Below are 15,876 nucleotides of genomic sequence, written 5' to 3'. Positions count from 1 at the left end.
CGGCGCAGCGCCACGTGGGGCTACGTGAGGGTGCTGAGCCCGGGTACGAACGCCACCAGCACCGGAACCACCGGCACGAGCGCCGCCAGCGCGGTCAGCCGCAGCCGTCGTACGGCGGAGAGCCGGGGCGTGGCCGCCAGCAGTCGGCGGACCCGCTGGGGGACGTGGCCGTCCGGGGCCGGGCCGGGCCCGAACACCCCGCGGTCCTCGTTCAGCCCGACCAGCGCCAGCGCCACGGTGAGGCGCCCGTACCGCCGCGAGGCCACGTCGTCGGCGGCCAGCTCGACCAGCCGGTGCATCTCCGCCTCGAACGCGGCGAACACCGGGACCTGGCCGAACGCCCCCGACAGCGCCCGCGAGCAGTGCAGCAGCCAGTCGTGCCGGGCCGCCGCGTGCCCCTGCTCGTGCGCGAGTACGGCGTCCAGCTGCTGCCCCTTGAGCCGCCCGAGCGCACCCGTCGTCACGACCAGCTGGGGCGCGGTGCCCGCCAGCCACCAGGCGTCGGGCCGCCGCCCCTCCAGGACGACCAGGCGCCCGCTGTCGGGCTCCTCCCCGGGCAGCAGCGGAGCCCGCACCAGGATGTCGGCCCGCTCGGCGCGCCTGCGCGAGCGCGCCCGCAGCACCTCCGCGGCCAGCATCGCCCCGGTCCACAGCCCGCCGCCCGCGAGCACCAGCGCGGTCCCGGCGGCCCAGCGGCCACCGCCCGCCCCCAGCCCGTACGCGTCGACCACCCCGCGCGGTGCGGAGGCGAAGAGCGGCCCGCGCACCGCGAGCCAGGCGGCGGCCGCGCTCAGCAGCATCGACAGCGCGAAGCACAGGAGCACCGCGGCCACCACGCACTGCCACACCCACAGGGCCACCACGGGCTCGCGCTCGGGCCACTCGGCGCGGGCCAGCAGCCGGGGGGCGAGCAGGGAGATCAGGGCGCCGAGCAGCAGGAGAACGGCGGGGACCATCATGGGCGCATTTTAGGAGGGCGGGGCTACCCACGGGTATGGCCGCGGTTCATTGGTGACGCACGACACGTCGGCGGCCCCGTCCCCGCGGGCGGGTCCTCACATGGTGAGCAGCATGGCCAACATCCCGATCCCCATGGCGAGTCGGCACGCCCGGGTCAGCTCGGCCGTCCCGCGCCCGGCGCCGTCCACCGGCCCTCCCGCGACCGCCGCGGTCACCGGTGCGCCGCCCGCCGTCACCAGCCGCGCCCCGCCCAGCAGCACGTACCCGGCGAAGTAGAGCAGCAGCGCGCCGGTCACCAACGGCAGTCCCTGGACGGCCCCTTGGCCGTGACCCGCGCCGTGGAGCCCGGCGTGCCCGCCCCCCGCTCCCGTGGCCGTCCCCATCGTCACCGTCATGTAGACCATGGCCAGGGAGCCCACCAGGTGGTGGACGTGGTGGGCACCGCCGCGCAGCAGCCAGAGCGCGTGCAGCGCGGCCGCGCAGAAGACGGCCAGCAGCACCGTGGACCCCCATGCCCCGGACCCCCACGCACCGGTTCCCGTCGGCGCGGCCATCACCGCCATGCCGAACCCCATCAGAGCCTCACCGCCCGCCGCCCCGCGCGCGGCGCGCCGCGCTCTGCGGGCCCGCAGCAGGCAGTACGCACCGCTCGCGGCGCACAGTGCCACCAGCAGCCAGGCGGACAGGGAAGCGGAAGCGGAAAGGGGAGCGGAGGCGGAAAGGGAGGTGGAGGCGGAAAGGGAGGTGGAGGCGGAAAGGGACATCGCGGGACCGTGCACGGCGGAACCCCCCGGTTCGTCGGCGTCACGGGAAGAGATGCCCGCGGCGGGCGGGCCGCACGCCGCCCCGGGTTAGGCTCTCCTTGCCGTCACCAGGCTTGTCATATGCCAACTTTTCGAACGGAGCCGCGACGATGTCGACCGCCGATCCCACCCGCACCACGGCCCTCACCTACCGCACCGCCGTCGACACGGACGTGCCGGCTCTGGTGGCGCTCGTGGAGTCGGCGTACCGCGGCGACGCCAGCCGGGTCGGCTGGACGACGGAAGCGGACTACCTCGGCGGACAGCGCACCGACGAGCGGGGCGTGCGCGAGGTCATCGCGACCCCCGACAGCACCCTCCTGGTGGTCGAGCGCGACGGAGACCTCGTCGCCTGCTGCCATCTCGAACACCGCGGCGACCACGCCTACTTCGGGATGTTCGCGGTCCGCCCCGGGCTCCAGGGCGGCGGCCTCGGCAAGCAGATCATGGCCGAGGCCGAACGCCGGGTGCGCGAGCAGTGGGACGCCAAGGAGATGCGCATGACCGTGGTCAGCGTGCGCGAGGAACTCATCGCCTACTACGAACGCCGCGGCTACCGGCGCACCGGCGAGCTGAGCCCCTTCCCGTACGGCGACGAGCGCTTCGGCATCCCGCGCCGCGCAGGCCTGGCCTTCGAGCTGCTGGTCAAGCAGCTCTGAGCCGGCCGCGCGGCCGCGGGAACGCCGTGGTGTGCCTGATCAGGCGGTGAAGCGGCCCGTCCGCCGGATCTCCGGCAGGTCGGTCACCGCACCGTCCAGCTCCAGTGCCCGCGCCAGCTTCAGCCGCTCCTGCGTGTTGACCGTCCAGCCCGTCACCCGCAGACCCGCCGCGTGCGCCGATTCGACGATCTCCAGGGTGAGCCGCCGGATGTCCAGCGAGAGGCTCCCCGCGCCGACGGCCAGCGCCCTCGCCACGACGTCCTCGCCGTAGCGGTCCGCGCTCAGCACCGTCCGTACCCCCGGGACCAGCCCGGCGACAGCGGCGAGCACCGCGTCGTCCGGGGAGGAGACCTCCACCCGGGCGGTCAGGTCCCGTCCCCGCAGCGCCTCCGCCAGCACCCGGGCGCAGCCCGCGTCCCGGACCGAGGCCACCAGCGGCACGGCGACCGCCTCCAGTACCTCGTCGAAGACCGGCACCCGCTCGCCCTGACCGGCGTCGAGCCCGCGCAGTTCCGCGAGGGTCAGATCGGCGACGGCCCCCGAGCCGTCGGTGGTCCGGCCGACCTCGTCGTCGTGCAGGACGACGAGCGCGCCGTCCTTGCTGAGCCGGAGGTCCAGCGCGATCGCGTCCATGCCGCTGCGCTGCGCGCGGACGAAGGACCGCAGGGTGTTCTCCGGCTCGACACCCATGACCCCGCGGTGACCGATGGTGAGGAAAGTCAAGGTTCTCTCGCTTCCGTCGACGGCGGCTCCCCACGCGGTCGCGGTGTCCCGACCGCCCGCGTGGTGAGGACGCATGTTAATGCGCCGACCGTGCGATGGGACCGCCCGTGCAGCGCTCCGGCAGGACCCTCCGGCCGGTTCCCGCCAAGGGTTGTGCACGGGGCGCGCCGTCGTCCGGCGTCACCCTGCCGTGGGCGCGTCCCCATCGCCTTGACCCGGACCCTCGACCTGAGGTCCAGGGTGAGCCCCGGAACCGGCAGTCGAAAGGTCCGGCAGGCTCGCGAGGTCCGCGAGGTCCGCGAGCAGGGCCTCGGTCAGCTCCAGCTCGGCCAGGTGCTGCCGCTCGCTCCAGCGCAGGGCGAGGCGCGGGAAGGCCCACTCCGGTGCGTCCGCGGCGTGGGCGAGGGCCTCCCGTACGGAGTCCAGCTCGCCCCGGGTGCGCTCCAGGTGCTCGCCCACCAGGGCCCGCAGCCGCTCCGGCTCGCCCAGGTGCCCCAGCCAGACCCGCAGCAGCAGCCCGTGCTTGAGCACCGGAGGCCCGGCCTCCGCGGTGTCGCCGGCCCAGTGGGCGAGGGCCTCGCGCCCCGCGGCAGTGATGGAGTACCGCCGCTTGGCGCGGACCTCCTCGGGTCCCGAGCGGGCGGAGGCGGCGTACCCGAGTTCCTCCAGGCGCCGCAGTTCGGCGTAGATCTGGCTGATCGCGGGTGACCAGTAGAAGAAGCGGAGCGAGGAGTCCGCCCACTTCTTCAGCTCGTAGCCGGTCCGCTCGCCGGGGAAGGACAGCAGGCCGAGCACCGCCCAGGCGGTCGGCGGCAGGTCCTGCCGCGCCTCTTGCTTGTTCGACGTCTGACTACTAGTCATATTTCTAATTGAAGTGAGACCGGGCACGGGACGCAACCCTGGAGGCATCGTGAAGTTCTCCGTCATCTTCGAAGCGCAGCTCGCCGACCCGACCGTCGAGCGGGAGCACCAGGTCATCCGGGACTGCGTCGAACAGGCCGTCCTGGCCGAGCGCATGGGCTTCGACCGGATCTGGGCCGTCGAGCACCACTCCTTGAAGTGGTACGCCCACATGTCCGCACCTGAGATCTTCCTGACCTGGGTCGCGGCCAGGACGCACACCATACGCATCGGTCACGGCGTCGTGTGCATGCCCTTCAACTTCAACCATCCGGTCCGGGTCGCGGAGCGGGCCGCGATGCTCGACCTGCTCTCCGGCGGCAGGCTCGACCTGGGCGCGGGCCGCGGCGGCACCGTGCAGGAGACCTCGCTGTGCGGGGTGGACCGGGACCGCACCACCCAGGAGGTCGAGGAAGCGCTGCGGATCATCGGCAAGGCCTGGCAGGAGGACGAGCTGGAGTACCACGGAGAACTCATCGACATCGATCCGCACCCGATCCTGCCCCGCCCGCGGCAGCTGCCGCACCCGCCGCTGTTCCTCGCGTGCAGCCGCGCCGACACCCTGCGCCAGGCGGCCGAACTGGGCGTCGGCGCCCTGGTGATGGGATTCGCCGGGCCGGAGTCGATCGCCGCGATGCGCGCCGCTTACGACGCGGCGATCGCCGGGCGCGACGGCTCCCGCTTCGTGTCGAGCGCGGTCAACGACCACTTCTCGGTGCTCTGTCCCACCATCGTGCTCGACGACCCGGAGGAGGCCCGCCGGACTGGTCTGCGGGGCCAGCGCTTCTTCGCCCAGTCCATCGGCCACTGGTACGGCGGCGCGGGCATCCCGGACGAGGCGGTGGTCGCGGGCGCCGACGAGGGCGCCGAGCTGCGCAGGGCCGCCGAGCAGGTGGTGGCGCGGCTGCACGAGCTGGACATCCCGGTCCGGCCCAGCGCGAGCGCCACATTCCACGCGGACCACGCCTACGGCAGCGCGGACGACGCGATCGCCTACGTCGAACGGCTGCGGGAGGCCGGGGCGGACGAGGTGATGTGCCTGATCCAGATGGGGACCGTGCCGCAGGAGGCGTGCCTGGAGACGCTGCGGCAGTGGGGCGAGAAGGTCATCCCGCACTTCCGGGGGAACTGACGGCGAGGTGTGAGCACGGCGTTCCGGCGGTAGTGACCCCGCGCGATCCCCTCTGGTTTTGGAGGCACCCCTGATGCAGCCCGCCCAGCCACCCCGCCCCGACCGCGGCCCCGCGCCCGGTCCCGACCGGCTCGCTCCGGGCGTACGCCCCTTCGTGGACGCGATGGCCGACGCCTTCCCCGATGTGGGCGGCCGGGTCACCGACGCCGCCGAGGCGCGCCGGATCCTGGCGGCGGCCCCGCACTCCCCGTTCGAGCCGCCCGCCGTCGGCTCCGTCCTGGACCGGGAGATACCCGGGCCCGCCGGGGCGCCCGCGCTGCCCGTACGCGTGTACCGCCCCGACCCGCGGCAGTGGCCCGGGCCCCGCCCGACCGTGGTGTTCTGCCACGGCGGCGGCTGGGTGCTGTGCGACCTCGACACCCACGACACCACCGCGCGGGAACTGTGCCGGGCCGCCGGCGCGGTCGTGGTCTCCGTGGACTACCGGCGGGCCCCCGAGGCCCGCTTCCCCGCCGCCGTCCACGACGCCCACGCCGCGCTGTGCTGGGCGGGCGGGCACCTGGCCGGCCTCGGCGGCGATCCCGGGGCGCTGGTGATCGCCGGGGACAGCGCCGGCGGCAACCTCGCCGCCGCCGCGCTGCTGCTGGCCCGGGCGCGCGGGGGACCGCCGGTCGCCCTCCAGGTGCTGCTCTACCCCGCGCTGGCCGCGCAGGAGGGCGACTCCGTGCGGCGCAACGCCGAGGGGTACTTCCTGACCGCCACCCACCTGCGCTGGTTCTGGGAGCAGTACCTCGGGCCCGCCGGGGACGGTGCGGATCCGCTGGCCTCGCCCCTGCGAGCGGATCTGACCGGGCTGCCGCCCGCCCATGTGGTGACCGCGGGCTGTGATCCGCTCCACGACGAGGGGACGGCGTACGTTCGCGCGCTCCGCGAGGCGGGCACGAGCGCCCACGAGGACCATCACCCGGGGATGTTCCACGGGTTCCTGGCGCTTTCCGGCCTGCTGCCCGAGGCCCGCCGTGCCCTGGACGGAGTAGGCGAAGCGATCGCGCGGACGGTGTCCAGCGGGAAGAATTGCGGCGCCAATGGGGGTGACGCAGGATAATTTCCGGCTTCACCTCTTGAGCGGGAGAGCCTCACATGCATACGCTGTCTTAACGTGAGGTTCTCCTGTGGAGGAAGTGACATGACGGAAACTCTTGTGCCGGGACCGGTCGGTGCCGTGATAACCGCCGGAACGCGGGTGGTGGACCACCCGGCGTGGCCCCAGCTCAAGGCCGCCGTGGAGGAGATCCGCCCCTGGCAGGCCAAGGACGGTTCGATCGACTTCGAGGTCGCGGGCGCGCCCACGCCCTTCGAGGCCGAGGCCGTCGTCGAGCGGATGACCGCCGCGGTGCAGGAGCTGTCGCCGCTGCTGCCGCACGCCCTCGACTACCACCGCGCCCTCGTCGCGGACCTGCGCAAATGGGTCGCGGACGGCTTCAAGGTGCCGGACTTCCTCGACTCGCTGCTCGCCTTCCGCCCGGCCGCCGAGCGCGCCGACGGACTGCAGCACCTCGTGGTGTTCCCCATGTACACGCAGAACGGGAACCCCGACCGCAACTTCGAGGCCGTCGCGCTCAAGATGGTGTGGCCCGAGTGGCTCGCCGAGCTGGAGCGCACCCGGTACGACAACCCGCTCTTCCTCGGCATCACCTTCGAGGACTTCACCGCGGGCTACGACACGCACTCCGCCGTGCTCTTCCCGGAGACCATCGCGGTCCGCGAGGCCCCCGAGCGCTTCACCTGGGGCGGCATCTTCTGCGACCGCGAGGCCGCGCGCTTCCGCAAGGTCACCGAGGCGGCCGTGGACATCCTCGGCATCACCCTGCCGGCCGACATCGCCGCCATGGTCACCGACCAGGAGCGCTGCGAGAAGGCCTTCGTCCTGTGGGACATGGTCCACGACCGCACCCACAGCCACGGCGACCTGCCGTTCGACCCCTTCATGATCAAGCAGCGCCAGCCGTTCTGGATGTACGGCCTGGAGGAGCTGCGCTGCGACCTCACCGCCTTCAAGGAGGCCGTGAAGCTGGAGTCCGAGGGCAACGAGCACGGCCGTGACGTGCAGTACGCCGTCCTCTTCGACCGGATGTTCCGCTTCCCCGTCTCCGGCGACCGCACCCGCAACTACGACGGCCTCGGCGGCCAGCTGCTGTTCGCGTACCTCCACAAGCACGACGTCGTGCGCTGGACGGACAACAAGCTGAAGATCGACTGGATGCGCGCCCCGCAGGTCACCAACCAGCTGTGCGCCGACATCGAGGAGCTCTACCGGGCGGGCATCGACCGCCCGAAGCTGGTGCACTGGTTCAAGGCCTACGAGCTGGTCGCGACCTACCTCGCCCCGCACCCGGGATCCCGCTGGGCCAAGGGCCCGGACGCCCTGGACCTGACACAGCCGCCGCGCAAGCTCGTGGACGACGTGCTCGCGGACGAGTTCCCCCTCAGCATGTTCTATGAGGCCCTCGCCAAGAAGCTCAAGGGCGTCATCGCCTCGACCAAGGGGATCACGGCGCTGAACGCCGGGGACCGTCAGCAGGAAGAGCGGGTCGCCGCGTGAGCGCTCGCGCGGAGGAGGCAGTGCGGATGAACGGCTCCGGGAACGGAAACGGGAAGCTCAGCGGAGCGGTCGTGGCAGTGGCCGGGGCGGGCGGGCCCGCGGGCCGCGCCGCCCTGATCCGCCTGGCCGAGGCGGGTGCCACGGTGATAGCGGCCGACGCGGACCCGGCACGCCTCGCGGAGGCGGTGGACGCGGCCCGCTACGCCCACGGCGGGGCCACCGTCACCGGTGACACCGTCGACCTGCTCGACCTGGACGCCACCAAGGAGTGGGCGGCCAGGACCGAGAAGGAGTTCGGCTCGGTCGACGGCGTGGTGCACCTCGTCGGCGGCTGGCGCGGCAGCAAGACCTTCACGGACACGGACCTCGCGGACTGGGACTTCCTGGAGAAGCTCCTCATCCGCACCGTCCAGCACACCTCGCTCGCCTTCCACGACGCCCTGCTGCGCAGCGGCCGCGGCCGCTACGTCCTGGTGAGCCAGTCCGGCGCGCACAAGCCGGTGGCCAACAACGCCGCGTACAACGCGGGCAAGGCCGCGGCCGAAGCCTGGACCCTGGCCCTCGCCGACTCCTTCCGCAAGGCGGGCGGCGATGACGGCCCGGGCGCGGCGGCTGCGATCCTGGTCATCAAGGCACTGGTGCACGACGCGATGCGCGCCGAGCGACCCACTGCGAAATTCGCGGGCTTCACCGACGTCAAGGAGCTGGCCGAGGCCATCACCGGCGTCTGGGAGCGGCCCGCCACTGAAGTGAACGGACAGCGTCTGTGGCTGACCCCGCAACCCTGAGGACCGATGCCCGCAGGCACCACGACCCGGCGGTGCGCGGCTTCGCGAGCGACAACTACGCGGGAGCGCATCCCGAGGTCCTGGCCGCGATAGCCCTCGCCAACGGCGGCCACCAGGTGGCCTACGGCGACGACGAGTACACCGAACACCTGCAGAAGATCATGCGCAGCCACTTCGGCCCCTACGCCGAGGCCTACCCGGTCTTCAACGGCACCGGCGCCAACGTGACCGCGCTGCAGGCCCTGACCGACCGCTGGGGCGCGGTGGTGTGTGCCGAGACGGCCCACATCAACGTCGACGAGGGCGGCGCCCCCGAGCGGATGGCCGGCCTCAAGCTGCTCACCGTGGCGACGCCGGACGGCAAGCTCACGCCCGAGCTGATCGACCGGCAGGCCTGGGGCTGGGAGGACGAGCACCGGGCGATGCCGCAGGTCGTGTCGATCACCCAGAACACCGAACTGGGCACGGTCTACACCCCGGACGAGATCCGGGCCATCTGCGAGCACGCGCACGCGCGGGGCATGAAGGTCCACCTGGACGGTGCCCGGATATCCAACGCGGCGGCGTCGCTGGACGTACCGATGCGTGCGTTCACCAACGCGGTCGGCGTGGACGTGCTCTCGTACGGCGGCACGAAGAACGGCATGCTCTTCGGCGAGGCCATCGTGGTCCTCAACCCGGACGCCGTCCGGCAGATGAAGCACATCCGCAAGATGTCGATGCAGCTGGCGTCCAAGATGCGGTTCGTCTCGGTGCAGCTCGAAGCGCTGCTCGCGAAGGACCTGTGGCTGCGCAACGCCCGGCACTCCAACGCGATGGCGCAGCGGCTGGCCGCGGGCGTGCGGGAGCTGGACGGGGTGGAGATCCTCTACCCGGTGCAGGCCAACGCGGTGTTCGCGCGGCTGCCGCACGAGGTCTCGCGCCGTCTGCAGAAGCGTTTCCGCTTCTACTTCTGGGACGAGGCGGCGGGCGACGTGCGCTGGATGTGCGGCTTCGACACCCAGGAGGACGACGTGGACGCCTTCCTCCAGGCGCTGAAGGAAGAGCTGGCCCGCTAGGCCGTCTCTTCCTCCCGGCTCGGGACCGAGTGTATGGATATACCCCCCACCGTAAATCTATAGACTTACGGTGGGGGGTATACCTATGCTCCCGATCATGGAACTGATTCAGGAACATCCGGGCCTCCCGCCCTATCTGGCGGCCGATGAGGTCATTGACCATGGCCACCCGCTCGTCCAGGAGACCGCCGCCGACCTCTGGGCCGACACCGGCGACGCATATTCATACGCCGAGGCCGCCTTCGCGTTCGTCCGCGACACCATCCCGCACTCGAACGACGCCGACGACCTCCGCGTCACCTGGCGGGCCTCCGACGTCCTGAGCCTGCGCACCGGCATCTGCTACGCCAAGTCCCACGCCCTGGCCGCCCTGCTGCGCGCCCGGGACATCCCGGCCGGGCTCTGCTACCAGCTCCTCGGCGACGAAGCCGACGGCTCCGGCGCGGTCGTCCACGGCCTGATCGCCCTGCGGCTGCCCGGCCGCGCCGGCTGGTCCCGGCTCGACCCGCGCGGCAACAAGCCGGGCGTGGACGCCCGGTTCTCGCTGGACACCGAGCGCCTCGCCTTCCCCGTCCGCACGGAGCTGGGCGAGACCGACTACCCCACCCTGTACGCTGCCCCGCCCGCGCCCGTGCTGCACGCCCTGCGCACCGCCCCGGACCGCAAGGCCCTCTGGGACCTGCTCCCGAAGGGGCTGTAGGGGGCTCCCCGGCTCTCTACGGCCTGGTGGGGGCGTCCTGCGGGGTGACCGGCGCGACGGCCGGAGCGGACGGCGCGGACGGCGCCGGGACCGGCTTGGCGGCGGGGGTGCGCGGGCCCGCGGTCACCCGGTGCAGGAGCGCGGCAGCCAGCTGGAGGGCGGCGATGCCGAGGACCAGCGTCCAGGGCGGCCAGGCCGCCGCGAGGCCCACCAGGGCGGCCCCGGCGGCCGCGGCGGTGATCTTCAGCCCGGCGCCCAGGGTGAACACCTGGGCCCGCACCGCGTCCGGCGCGTGCTCGGCCCGGATCCGCAGCGTCGCCGTCAGCAGCGGCCCGTCGCACAGCCCGGCCAGGGCGAAGCAAGCCGCGGCCAGCGGCACGGTGGGCGCGAACGCGGCCCCGGTCAGCACGACTCCGGTACCGGCCAGCGCCCAGCGGACCAGCCGCCCCGGATCGTCCGCCCGCCCGGAGGCCCGCCGCCGGGCCAGCAGCAGCGACCCCGAGAGCGCGCCCACGGCGAAGGCCGTCATCAGGGCGCCCCCGGCCCCGGGGGCGCCGAGGCTCACCGTGAGCAGGACCGCGGTGGTGCTCAGCGCGCCGATGCCGACGAAGGCCAGGGTGGTGGCCGCGGAGACCGCCCGCAGCTCGCGGACCCGCCACAGGGCGGCGAACCCGCCGCCCGCGGTGGGCCGGGGCCCGGCGATCTGAGCGCGGGCGCGGGGATCCTCGTACGGAAGCAGGGCGGCCAGCACGGCGGCCACCGCGCCCGAACAGGCCAGCGCGGCCATGGCCGGGCCCGCCGAACCGAGCGCGGCGATCAGGCTCACCACGGCCGGGGCGCTCACGCCCGCCGCGTTGTACGTCGCCGCGTCCCAGGCGTACGCCCGGTCGCGCCCGGCGCCCGCCGGGACCAGCGAGGCCACCAGGCTGGACAGCCCGCCCGTCACCATCGGCCCGCAACTGCCCCCGGCCACCGCCACCGCGATGACCACCGCGACCGGGGCCCGGCCCACCAGCACCGACAGGGCCGCCACGGCCAGCGTGAAGCACACGAGCGCGCCCACGTGGAAGAGCCGGGGACGTGGGGTCCGCGCGGCGGCGGCTCCCGCGAGCGGGGCCGCCAGCACGTGCGGGGCCAGCCAGGCGGTCAGGATGAACGCGCCGTCGGCGGCGCTCCCGGTCCGCTCCAGGGCCAGCAGCACCAGCGCGATCCCCATCCCCTCGGATGCGAACCGTCCGGCCAGTGCCGCGGCCAGGTACCGCTTGAAGCCGCGCATACGGCCACCCCCCGGTCGCGACCGTACCCCGCGGGGGTGGAGGGGGGACAGAGGCAGCCGCGGAGGGCGGCCGGGACCGGGACCGGTCGGTCCCGGGTCGGTCAGCCCGCCTCGCGGACCTGGGCCGGGGTGGGCGCCGTACCGCCGAGGTGCGCCGGCAGCCACCACGAGTCCTCCGCGCCCCTCGGCTTCGCCGGGTACGCCCGCTGGGCCGCCTCCAGCAGCTCCTGCACGCGCTCGCGCAGCCGCCGCGTGATGGCCCCGGCGAACTGGTCGGTCGGAGCCTCCATCGGCTCGCCCACCCGCATCGTCACGGGGATGTGGCTGCGCTTGAGGTCCTTCGGGTGGCCCTTGGTCCACATCCGCTGGGTGCCCCACAGGGCCACCGGGATCAGCGGGACCCCGGCCTCCTGCGCCATCCGGGCCGCACCGGACTTGAAGCTCTTCAGCGTGAAGGACTGCGAGATCGTCGCCTCGGGGAACACCCCGATGATCTCGCCGCCGCGCAGCGAGTCGAGGGCGAGCTGGTAGGCCTGCTCACCCTGCGTACGGTCCACCGGGATGTGCTTCATCGCGCGCATCAGCGGACCGGACACCTTGTGGCGGAACACCGACTCCTTGGCCATGAAGCGGACCAGCCGCTTTGAGGGCCGCGCCGTCAGCCCGGCGAAGATGAAGTCGAGGTACCCGACGTGGTTGGAGACGAGCACCGCGCCGCCCTTGCGGGGGATGTTCTCGGTGCCCTTCATGTCGATGCGGACGTCCAGCGCCTTGAACAGCGTGTGCGCCGCGCCGATCACCGGGGGGTAGACGAACTCAGCCATGTGGGGAGACCCCGCTTTCTGCCTGGGGAGGTTCTCCCGGCCGTAAGTTACGCCATCGTAGGTACGTAGCCATGGGGATCGTGCCCCATACCCGCCCCGGTGGCCAGTCCAGACGCCCCGACCAGGAGAGATTCTTGTCACGCCGGGAATGGGGCGCACCCCGGGGGCGCTCGGATCACCGTACGGTCGGATGATCACGCAGTCGGTCGAGCCGACGATCGGGTCGGCGAACGGGCCGACGATCGACCGATGAACGACCGACGATCGCGCAGACGGGAGTGCACGTGCGGGAGCAGGGCGAAGGGCCGGTGCCGCGGTCCGGCGAGCGGCGGCTGGGGCGCGCCGAGCTGGGCGCCGAACCGGGGGAGCGGGCCACCCTGGTCCAGTTCTCCAGCGCGTTCTGCCAGCCCTGCCGGGCCACCCGCCGCATCCTCGCCGAGGTCGCGGCCATGGTCGAGGGCGTCGCGCACATCGAGATCGACGCCGAGGACCACCTCGCGCTGGTCCGCGAGCTGGCCGTCGAGAAGACCCCGACCGTGCTCGTCCTGGACGCGACGGGCCGGATCGTGCGGCGGGCCGCCGGGATGCCGCGCAAGGCGGACGTGATCGCGGCGCTCGGCGCGGCGGTGTGAACCGGTGCGCGCGCCCCCACGGAGCGTGACGCGCCCGACATCTGGCCGCTGCCGCTTGACTGCGCGCGCCGGAGATCGCCAGTCTGGCGGCATGCGGTACGAACTCCTGCTTTACGGACGGGTCCACGTCGACCTGGTCCGGTACGCGAGCGCGCGCTGTCGGGGCCACTGATCACCCCAACCCCCTCCGGCGACCCGGCCGGGGCAGACGACGCTGCAGAAGGAAGAGACATACCGATGACGGCGCTGACCGCCACCACCGCCACGGACACCACCACGGACGCCGCCAAGGCGGCCCCCGGCCCCGTCCTGCCCGGCTCGCCCGACCTGCTGCGCTCCGTCTTCCGGCAGCACGCCGCCGGAGTCGCGGTGATCACCTCCGTGAGCGGCGGCCGCCCGGCGGGATTCACCGCCACCTCGCTCAACTCCGTCTCCGCCGACCCTCCGCTGCTCTCCTTCACGATCGGCACCGGGTCCTCCAGCTGGCCCGCGATACGCGACTCCGAGCACGTCGGGGTCCACATACTCGGCGAGCACCAGCGGGAGCTCGCCGGACTGTTCTCCCGGACCGGGGCCGACCGTTTCGGTCCGGCCACCGACTGGGCCGCGGGACCGCACGGGGTGCCGCTGCTGGACGGCGTCCTGGCGTGGCTGGTCTGCCGGATCGTGGCCCGCGTACCGGCGGGCGCGCACCGGGTGATCATCGCGGAGGCGGTTGCCGGGGACCCCGCCGGGGAAGGCCGCCCCCTGCTCTACCACCAGGGACGCTTCAACGCGTTGCGGGACTGAATCGTCCCTGCTGGGACGCCTTCGTCCGGCGTTGGCAAGGTCACAGTTCACCGGCCTTGCAACCGGGGGAAACCCAGGGTGTACTGACGAGTAACATTCCCATCGGAGCGCGGGCCGCCCCGACCGGGATCGGCCCGACAAGGCGCCTATGCTGCCTGCATCAAGGCAGCACCAGAAAAGACGATGCAGTAGGAGAGCCGGCGTGAGCTTGAGGATCGTTGTCTGTGTGAAGTACGTGCCCGACGCCACCGGCGACCGGCACTTCGCCGATGACCTGACCGTCGACCGCGACGACGTCGACGGGCTGCTGTCGGAGCTCGACGAGTACGCCGTCGAGCAGGCGCTGCAGATCGCCGACGAGGCCGACGACGCGGAGATCACCGTCCTGACGGTGGGCCCCGAGGACGCCAAGGACGCGCTGCGCAAGGCGCTGTCCATGGGCGCTGACAAGGCGATCCACGTCGAGGACGACGATCTGCACGGCACCGACGTGATGGGCACCTCGCTGGTGCTCGCCAAGGCCATCGAGAAGGCCGGTTACGACCTGGTCATCACGGGCATGGCCTCCACCGACGGCACCATGGCCGTCCTCCCGGCGATCCTGGCCGAGCGCCTGGGCGTCCCGCAGGTCACCCTGCTCTCGGAGGTCAAGGTCGAGGACGGCACCGTGACGGGCCGCCGCGACGGCGACACCGCGAGCGAGCAGCTCGAAGCCTCCCTGCCGGCCCTCGTGTCCGTGACGGACCAGTCGGGCGAGGCCCGCTACCCGTCCTTCAAGGGCATCATGGCCGCCAAGAAGAAGCCGGTCGAGGCCTGGGACCTGTCCGACCTGGAGATCGAGGCGGACGAGGTCGGCCTGGAGGGCTCCTGGACCACGGTCGACTCCGCGGCGCAGCGCCCGGCCCGCACCGCCGGCACGATCGTCAAGGACGAGGGCGAGGGCGGCAAGCAGCTGGCCGGCTTCCTCGCGGAGCAGAAGTTCATCTAAGAGCTTCGGCCGCACCTCACGGTCACGCCCCACCTCCCCTGACTACTTCGCTTTCGCAGGAGCTAACCCCATGGCTGAAGTCCTCGTCTACGTCGACCACGTGGACGGCGCCGTCCGCAAGCCCACCCTCGAACTGCTGACGCTGGCCCGCCGCATCGGCGAGCCCGTCGCCGTCGCCCTGGGCGCCGGCGCCGCCGACACCGCCGCCGTGCTCGCCGAGCACGGTGCGGTCAAGGTCCTCACCGCCGACGCCCCCGAGTTCACCGAGTACCTCGTCGTACCGAAGGTGGACGCGCTCCAGGCTGCTTACGACGCCGTTTCCCCGGTGGCCGTGCTCGTCCCCTCCTCCGCCGAGGGCAAGGAGATCGCGGCCCGCCTGGCCGTCCGCATCGGCTCCGGCATCATCACGGACGCCGTCGACCTGGAGGCGGGTGACGAGGGTCCGGTCGCGACGCAGGCCGCTTTCGCCGCGTCCTTCACCACCAAGTCCCGTGTCTCCAAGGGCACTCCGGTCATCACCGTCAAGCCGAACTCGGCTCCGGTCGAGGCCGCCCCGGCCGCGGGCGCCGTCGAGGCGCTCGCCGTCACCTTCGGTGCGCTGGCCACCGGCACCAAGGTCGTCTCCCGCACCCCGCGCGAGTCGACCGGCCGCCCGGAGCTGACCGAGGCCGCGATCGTGGTCTCCGGCGGCCGCGGCGTCAACGGCGCCGAGAACTTCCACATCATCGAGGCGCTCGCCGACTCGCTCGGTGCGGCCGTCGGTGCCTCCCGCGCCGCCGTGGACGCCGGCTGGTACCCGCACTCCAACCAGGTCGGCCAGACCGGCAAGTCGGTCTCCCCGCAGCTGTACATCGCCTCGGGCATCTCCGGCGCGATCCAGCACCGCGCCGGCATGCAGACCTCGAAGACCATCGTGGCCATCAACAAGGACTCCGAGGCCCCGATCTTCGACCTGGTCGACTACGGCGTGGTCGGCGACCTCTTCGCCGTCGTCCCGCAGCTGACCGAAGAGATCCAGGCCCGCAAGGGCTGAACCCGGGTC

The 15,876-nt window shown here is 72.9% G+C and carries 18 protein-coding genes; 12 read left to right on the top strand and 6 right to left on the bottom strand.

Features of this window, described 5'->3' with window-relative positions; translation table 11 throughout:
• Positions 1-20: 20 nt before the first annotated feature.
• Together OHS33_RS04305 and OHS33_RS04300 are read right to left on the bottom strand one after the other, a co-directional pair.
• Positions 21-959, bottom strand: a complete 939-nt coding sequence (locus OHS33_RS04305) for a M56 family metallopeptidase (protein ID WP_330329029.1) — start codon at positions 957-959, stop codon at positions 21-23.
• 96 nt (positions 960-1,055) lie between these two features.
• Entirely contained in the window at positions 1,056-1,724 is a 669-nt protein-coding gene (locus OHS33_RS04300) for a DUF5134 domain-containing protein (protein ID WP_330329028.1), read from the bottom strand.
• A gap of 149 nt (positions 1,725-1,873) precedes the next feature.
• On the opposite strand from OHS33_RS04300, the gene OHS33_RS04295 reads away from it, so the two are divergent.
• Positions 1,874-2,422: a GNAT family N-acetyltransferase gene (locus OHS33_RS04295; protein WP_330329027.1), complete on the top strand. Its 549-nt coding sequence runs from the start codon at positions 1,874-1,876 to the stop codon at positions 2,420-2,422.
• A 39-nt stretch (positions 2,423-2,461) separates the two neighbouring features.
• Here the strand turns inward: OHS33_RS04295 and OHS33_RS04290 are convergent, their stop codons facing one another.
• Positions 2,462-3,145, bottom strand: coding sequence for a glycerophosphodiester phosphodiesterase (locus tag OHS33_RS04290; protein ID WP_330329026.1), 684 nt, complete (start codon positions 3,143-3,145; stop codon positions 2,462-2,464).
• 180 nt (positions 3,146-3,325) lie between these two features.
• Positions 3,326-4,006, bottom strand: coding sequence for a PadR family transcriptional regulator (locus OHS33_RS04285; protein WP_330329025.1), 681 nt, complete (start codon positions 4,004-4,006; stop codon positions 3,326-3,328).
• Between the two features lie 49 nt (positions 4,007-4,055).
• Here OHS33_RS04285 and OHS33_RS04280 point away from each other — a divergent pair, with 49 nt between their 5' ends.
• The 6 genes from OHS33_RS04280 to OHS33_RS04255 all read left to right on the top strand — a co-directional run bounded on the left by OHS33_RS04280 (position 4,056) and on the right by OHS33_RS04255 (position 10,325).
• Positions 4,056-5,177: an LLM class flavin-dependent oxidoreductase gene (locus tag OHS33_RS04280; RefSeq protein WP_330329024.1), complete on the top strand. Its 1,122-nt coding sequence runs from the start codon at positions 4,056-4,058 to the stop codon at positions 5,175-5,177.
• A gap of 73 nt (positions 5,178-5,250) precedes the next feature.
• A complete protein-coding gene (locus tag OHS33_RS04275) occupies positions 5,251-6,282 on the top strand; it encodes an alpha/beta hydrolase (RefSeq protein WP_330329023.1) in 1,032 nt (343 codons plus the stop codon).
• An 81-nt stretch (positions 6,283-6,363) separates the two neighbouring features.
• Positions 6,364-7,779 (top strand): DUF6421 family protein, encoded by a 1,416-nt coding sequence (locus tag OHS33_RS04270; RefSeq protein WP_330329022.1) that lies wholly within the window; start codon positions 6,364-6,366, stop codon positions 7,777-7,779.
• 26 nt (positions 7,780-7,805) lie between these two features.
• Positions 7,806-8,567, top strand: a complete 762-nt coding sequence (locus OHS33_RS04265; protein WP_330329021.1) for an SDR family oxidoreductase — start codon at positions 7,806-7,808, stop codon at positions 8,565-8,567.
• Positions 8,564-9,625: a threonine aldolase family protein gene (locus tag OHS33_RS04260; RefSeq protein WP_330334901.1), complete on the top strand. Its 1,062-nt coding sequence runs from the start codon at positions 8,564-8,566 to the stop codon at positions 9,623-9,625. The genes OHS33_RS04265 and OHS33_RS04260 overlap by 4 nt, the downstream gene beginning before the upstream one ends.
• 97 nt (positions 9,626-9,722) lie before the next feature.
• Entirely contained in the window at positions 9,723-10,325 is a 603-nt protein-coding gene (locus tag OHS33_RS04255) for a transglutaminase-like domain-containing protein (protein WP_330329020.1), read from the top strand.
• A 16-nt stretch (positions 10,326-10,341) separates the two neighbouring features.
• Here OHS33_RS04255 and OHS33_RS04250 read toward each other — a convergent pair whose 3' ends face one another.
• Together OHS33_RS04250 and OHS33_RS04245 are read right to left on the bottom strand one after the other, a co-directional pair.
• Positions 10,342-11,601, bottom strand: coding sequence for an MFS transporter (locus OHS33_RS04250; RefSeq protein WP_330329019.1), 1,260 nt, complete (start codon positions 11,599-11,601; stop codon positions 10,342-10,344).
• A gap of 101 nt (positions 11,602-11,702) precedes the next feature.
• Positions 11,703-12,425: a lysophospholipid acyltransferase family protein gene (locus OHS33_RS04245; RefSeq protein WP_330329018.1), complete on the bottom strand. Its 723-nt coding sequence runs from the start codon at positions 12,423-12,425 to the stop codon at positions 11,703-11,705.
• Between the two features lie 284 nt (positions 12,426-12,709).
• Between OHS33_RS04245 and OHS33_RS04240 the strand changes: the two genes are divergently transcribed.
• The 5 genes from OHS33_RS04240 to OHS33_RS04225 all read left to right on the top strand — a co-directional run bounded on the left by OHS33_RS04240 (position 12,710) and on the right by OHS33_RS04225 (position 15,867).
• Positions 12,710-13,057: a TlpA family protein disulfide reductase gene (locus OHS33_RS04240; protein WP_330329017.1), complete on the top strand. Its 348-nt coding sequence runs from the start codon at positions 12,710-12,712 to the stop codon at positions 13,055-13,057.
• A gap of 91 nt (positions 13,058-13,148) precedes the next feature.
• A complete protein-coding gene (locus OHS33_RS39810) occupies positions 13,149-13,229 on the top strand; it encodes a putative leader peptide (protein ID WP_351040880.1) in 81 nt (26 codons plus the stop codon).
• 65 nt (positions 13,230-13,294) lie between these two features.
• Positions 13,295-13,846: a flavin reductase family protein gene (locus OHS33_RS04235; RefSeq protein WP_330329016.1), complete on the top strand. Its 552-nt coding sequence runs from the start codon at positions 13,295-13,297 to the stop codon at positions 13,844-13,846.
• A gap of 202 nt (positions 13,847-14,048) precedes the next feature.
• A complete protein-coding gene (locus OHS33_RS04230; RefSeq protein WP_330329015.1) occupies positions 14,049-14,834 on the top strand; it encodes an electron transfer flavoprotein subunit beta/FixA family protein in 786 nt (261 codons plus the stop codon).
• Positions 14,835-14,904: 70 nt separating this feature from the next.
• Positions 14,905-15,867, top strand: coding sequence for an electron transfer flavoprotein subunit alpha/FixB family protein (locus OHS33_RS04225; protein ID WP_330329014.1), 963 nt, complete (start codon positions 14,905-14,907; stop codon positions 15,865-15,867).
• The last annotated feature ends 9 nt before the right edge of the window (positions 15,868-15,876 follow it).

The sequence above is a fragment of the Streptomyces sp. NBC_00536 genome (assembly GCF_036346295.1).
GTDB lineage: Bacteria > Actinomycetota > Actinomycetes > Streptomycetales > Streptomycetaceae > Streptomyces.
The sequence above is the reverse complement of the archived record's forward strand: the minus strand, read 5'-3'. Positions and strand labels throughout refer to the sequence as shown.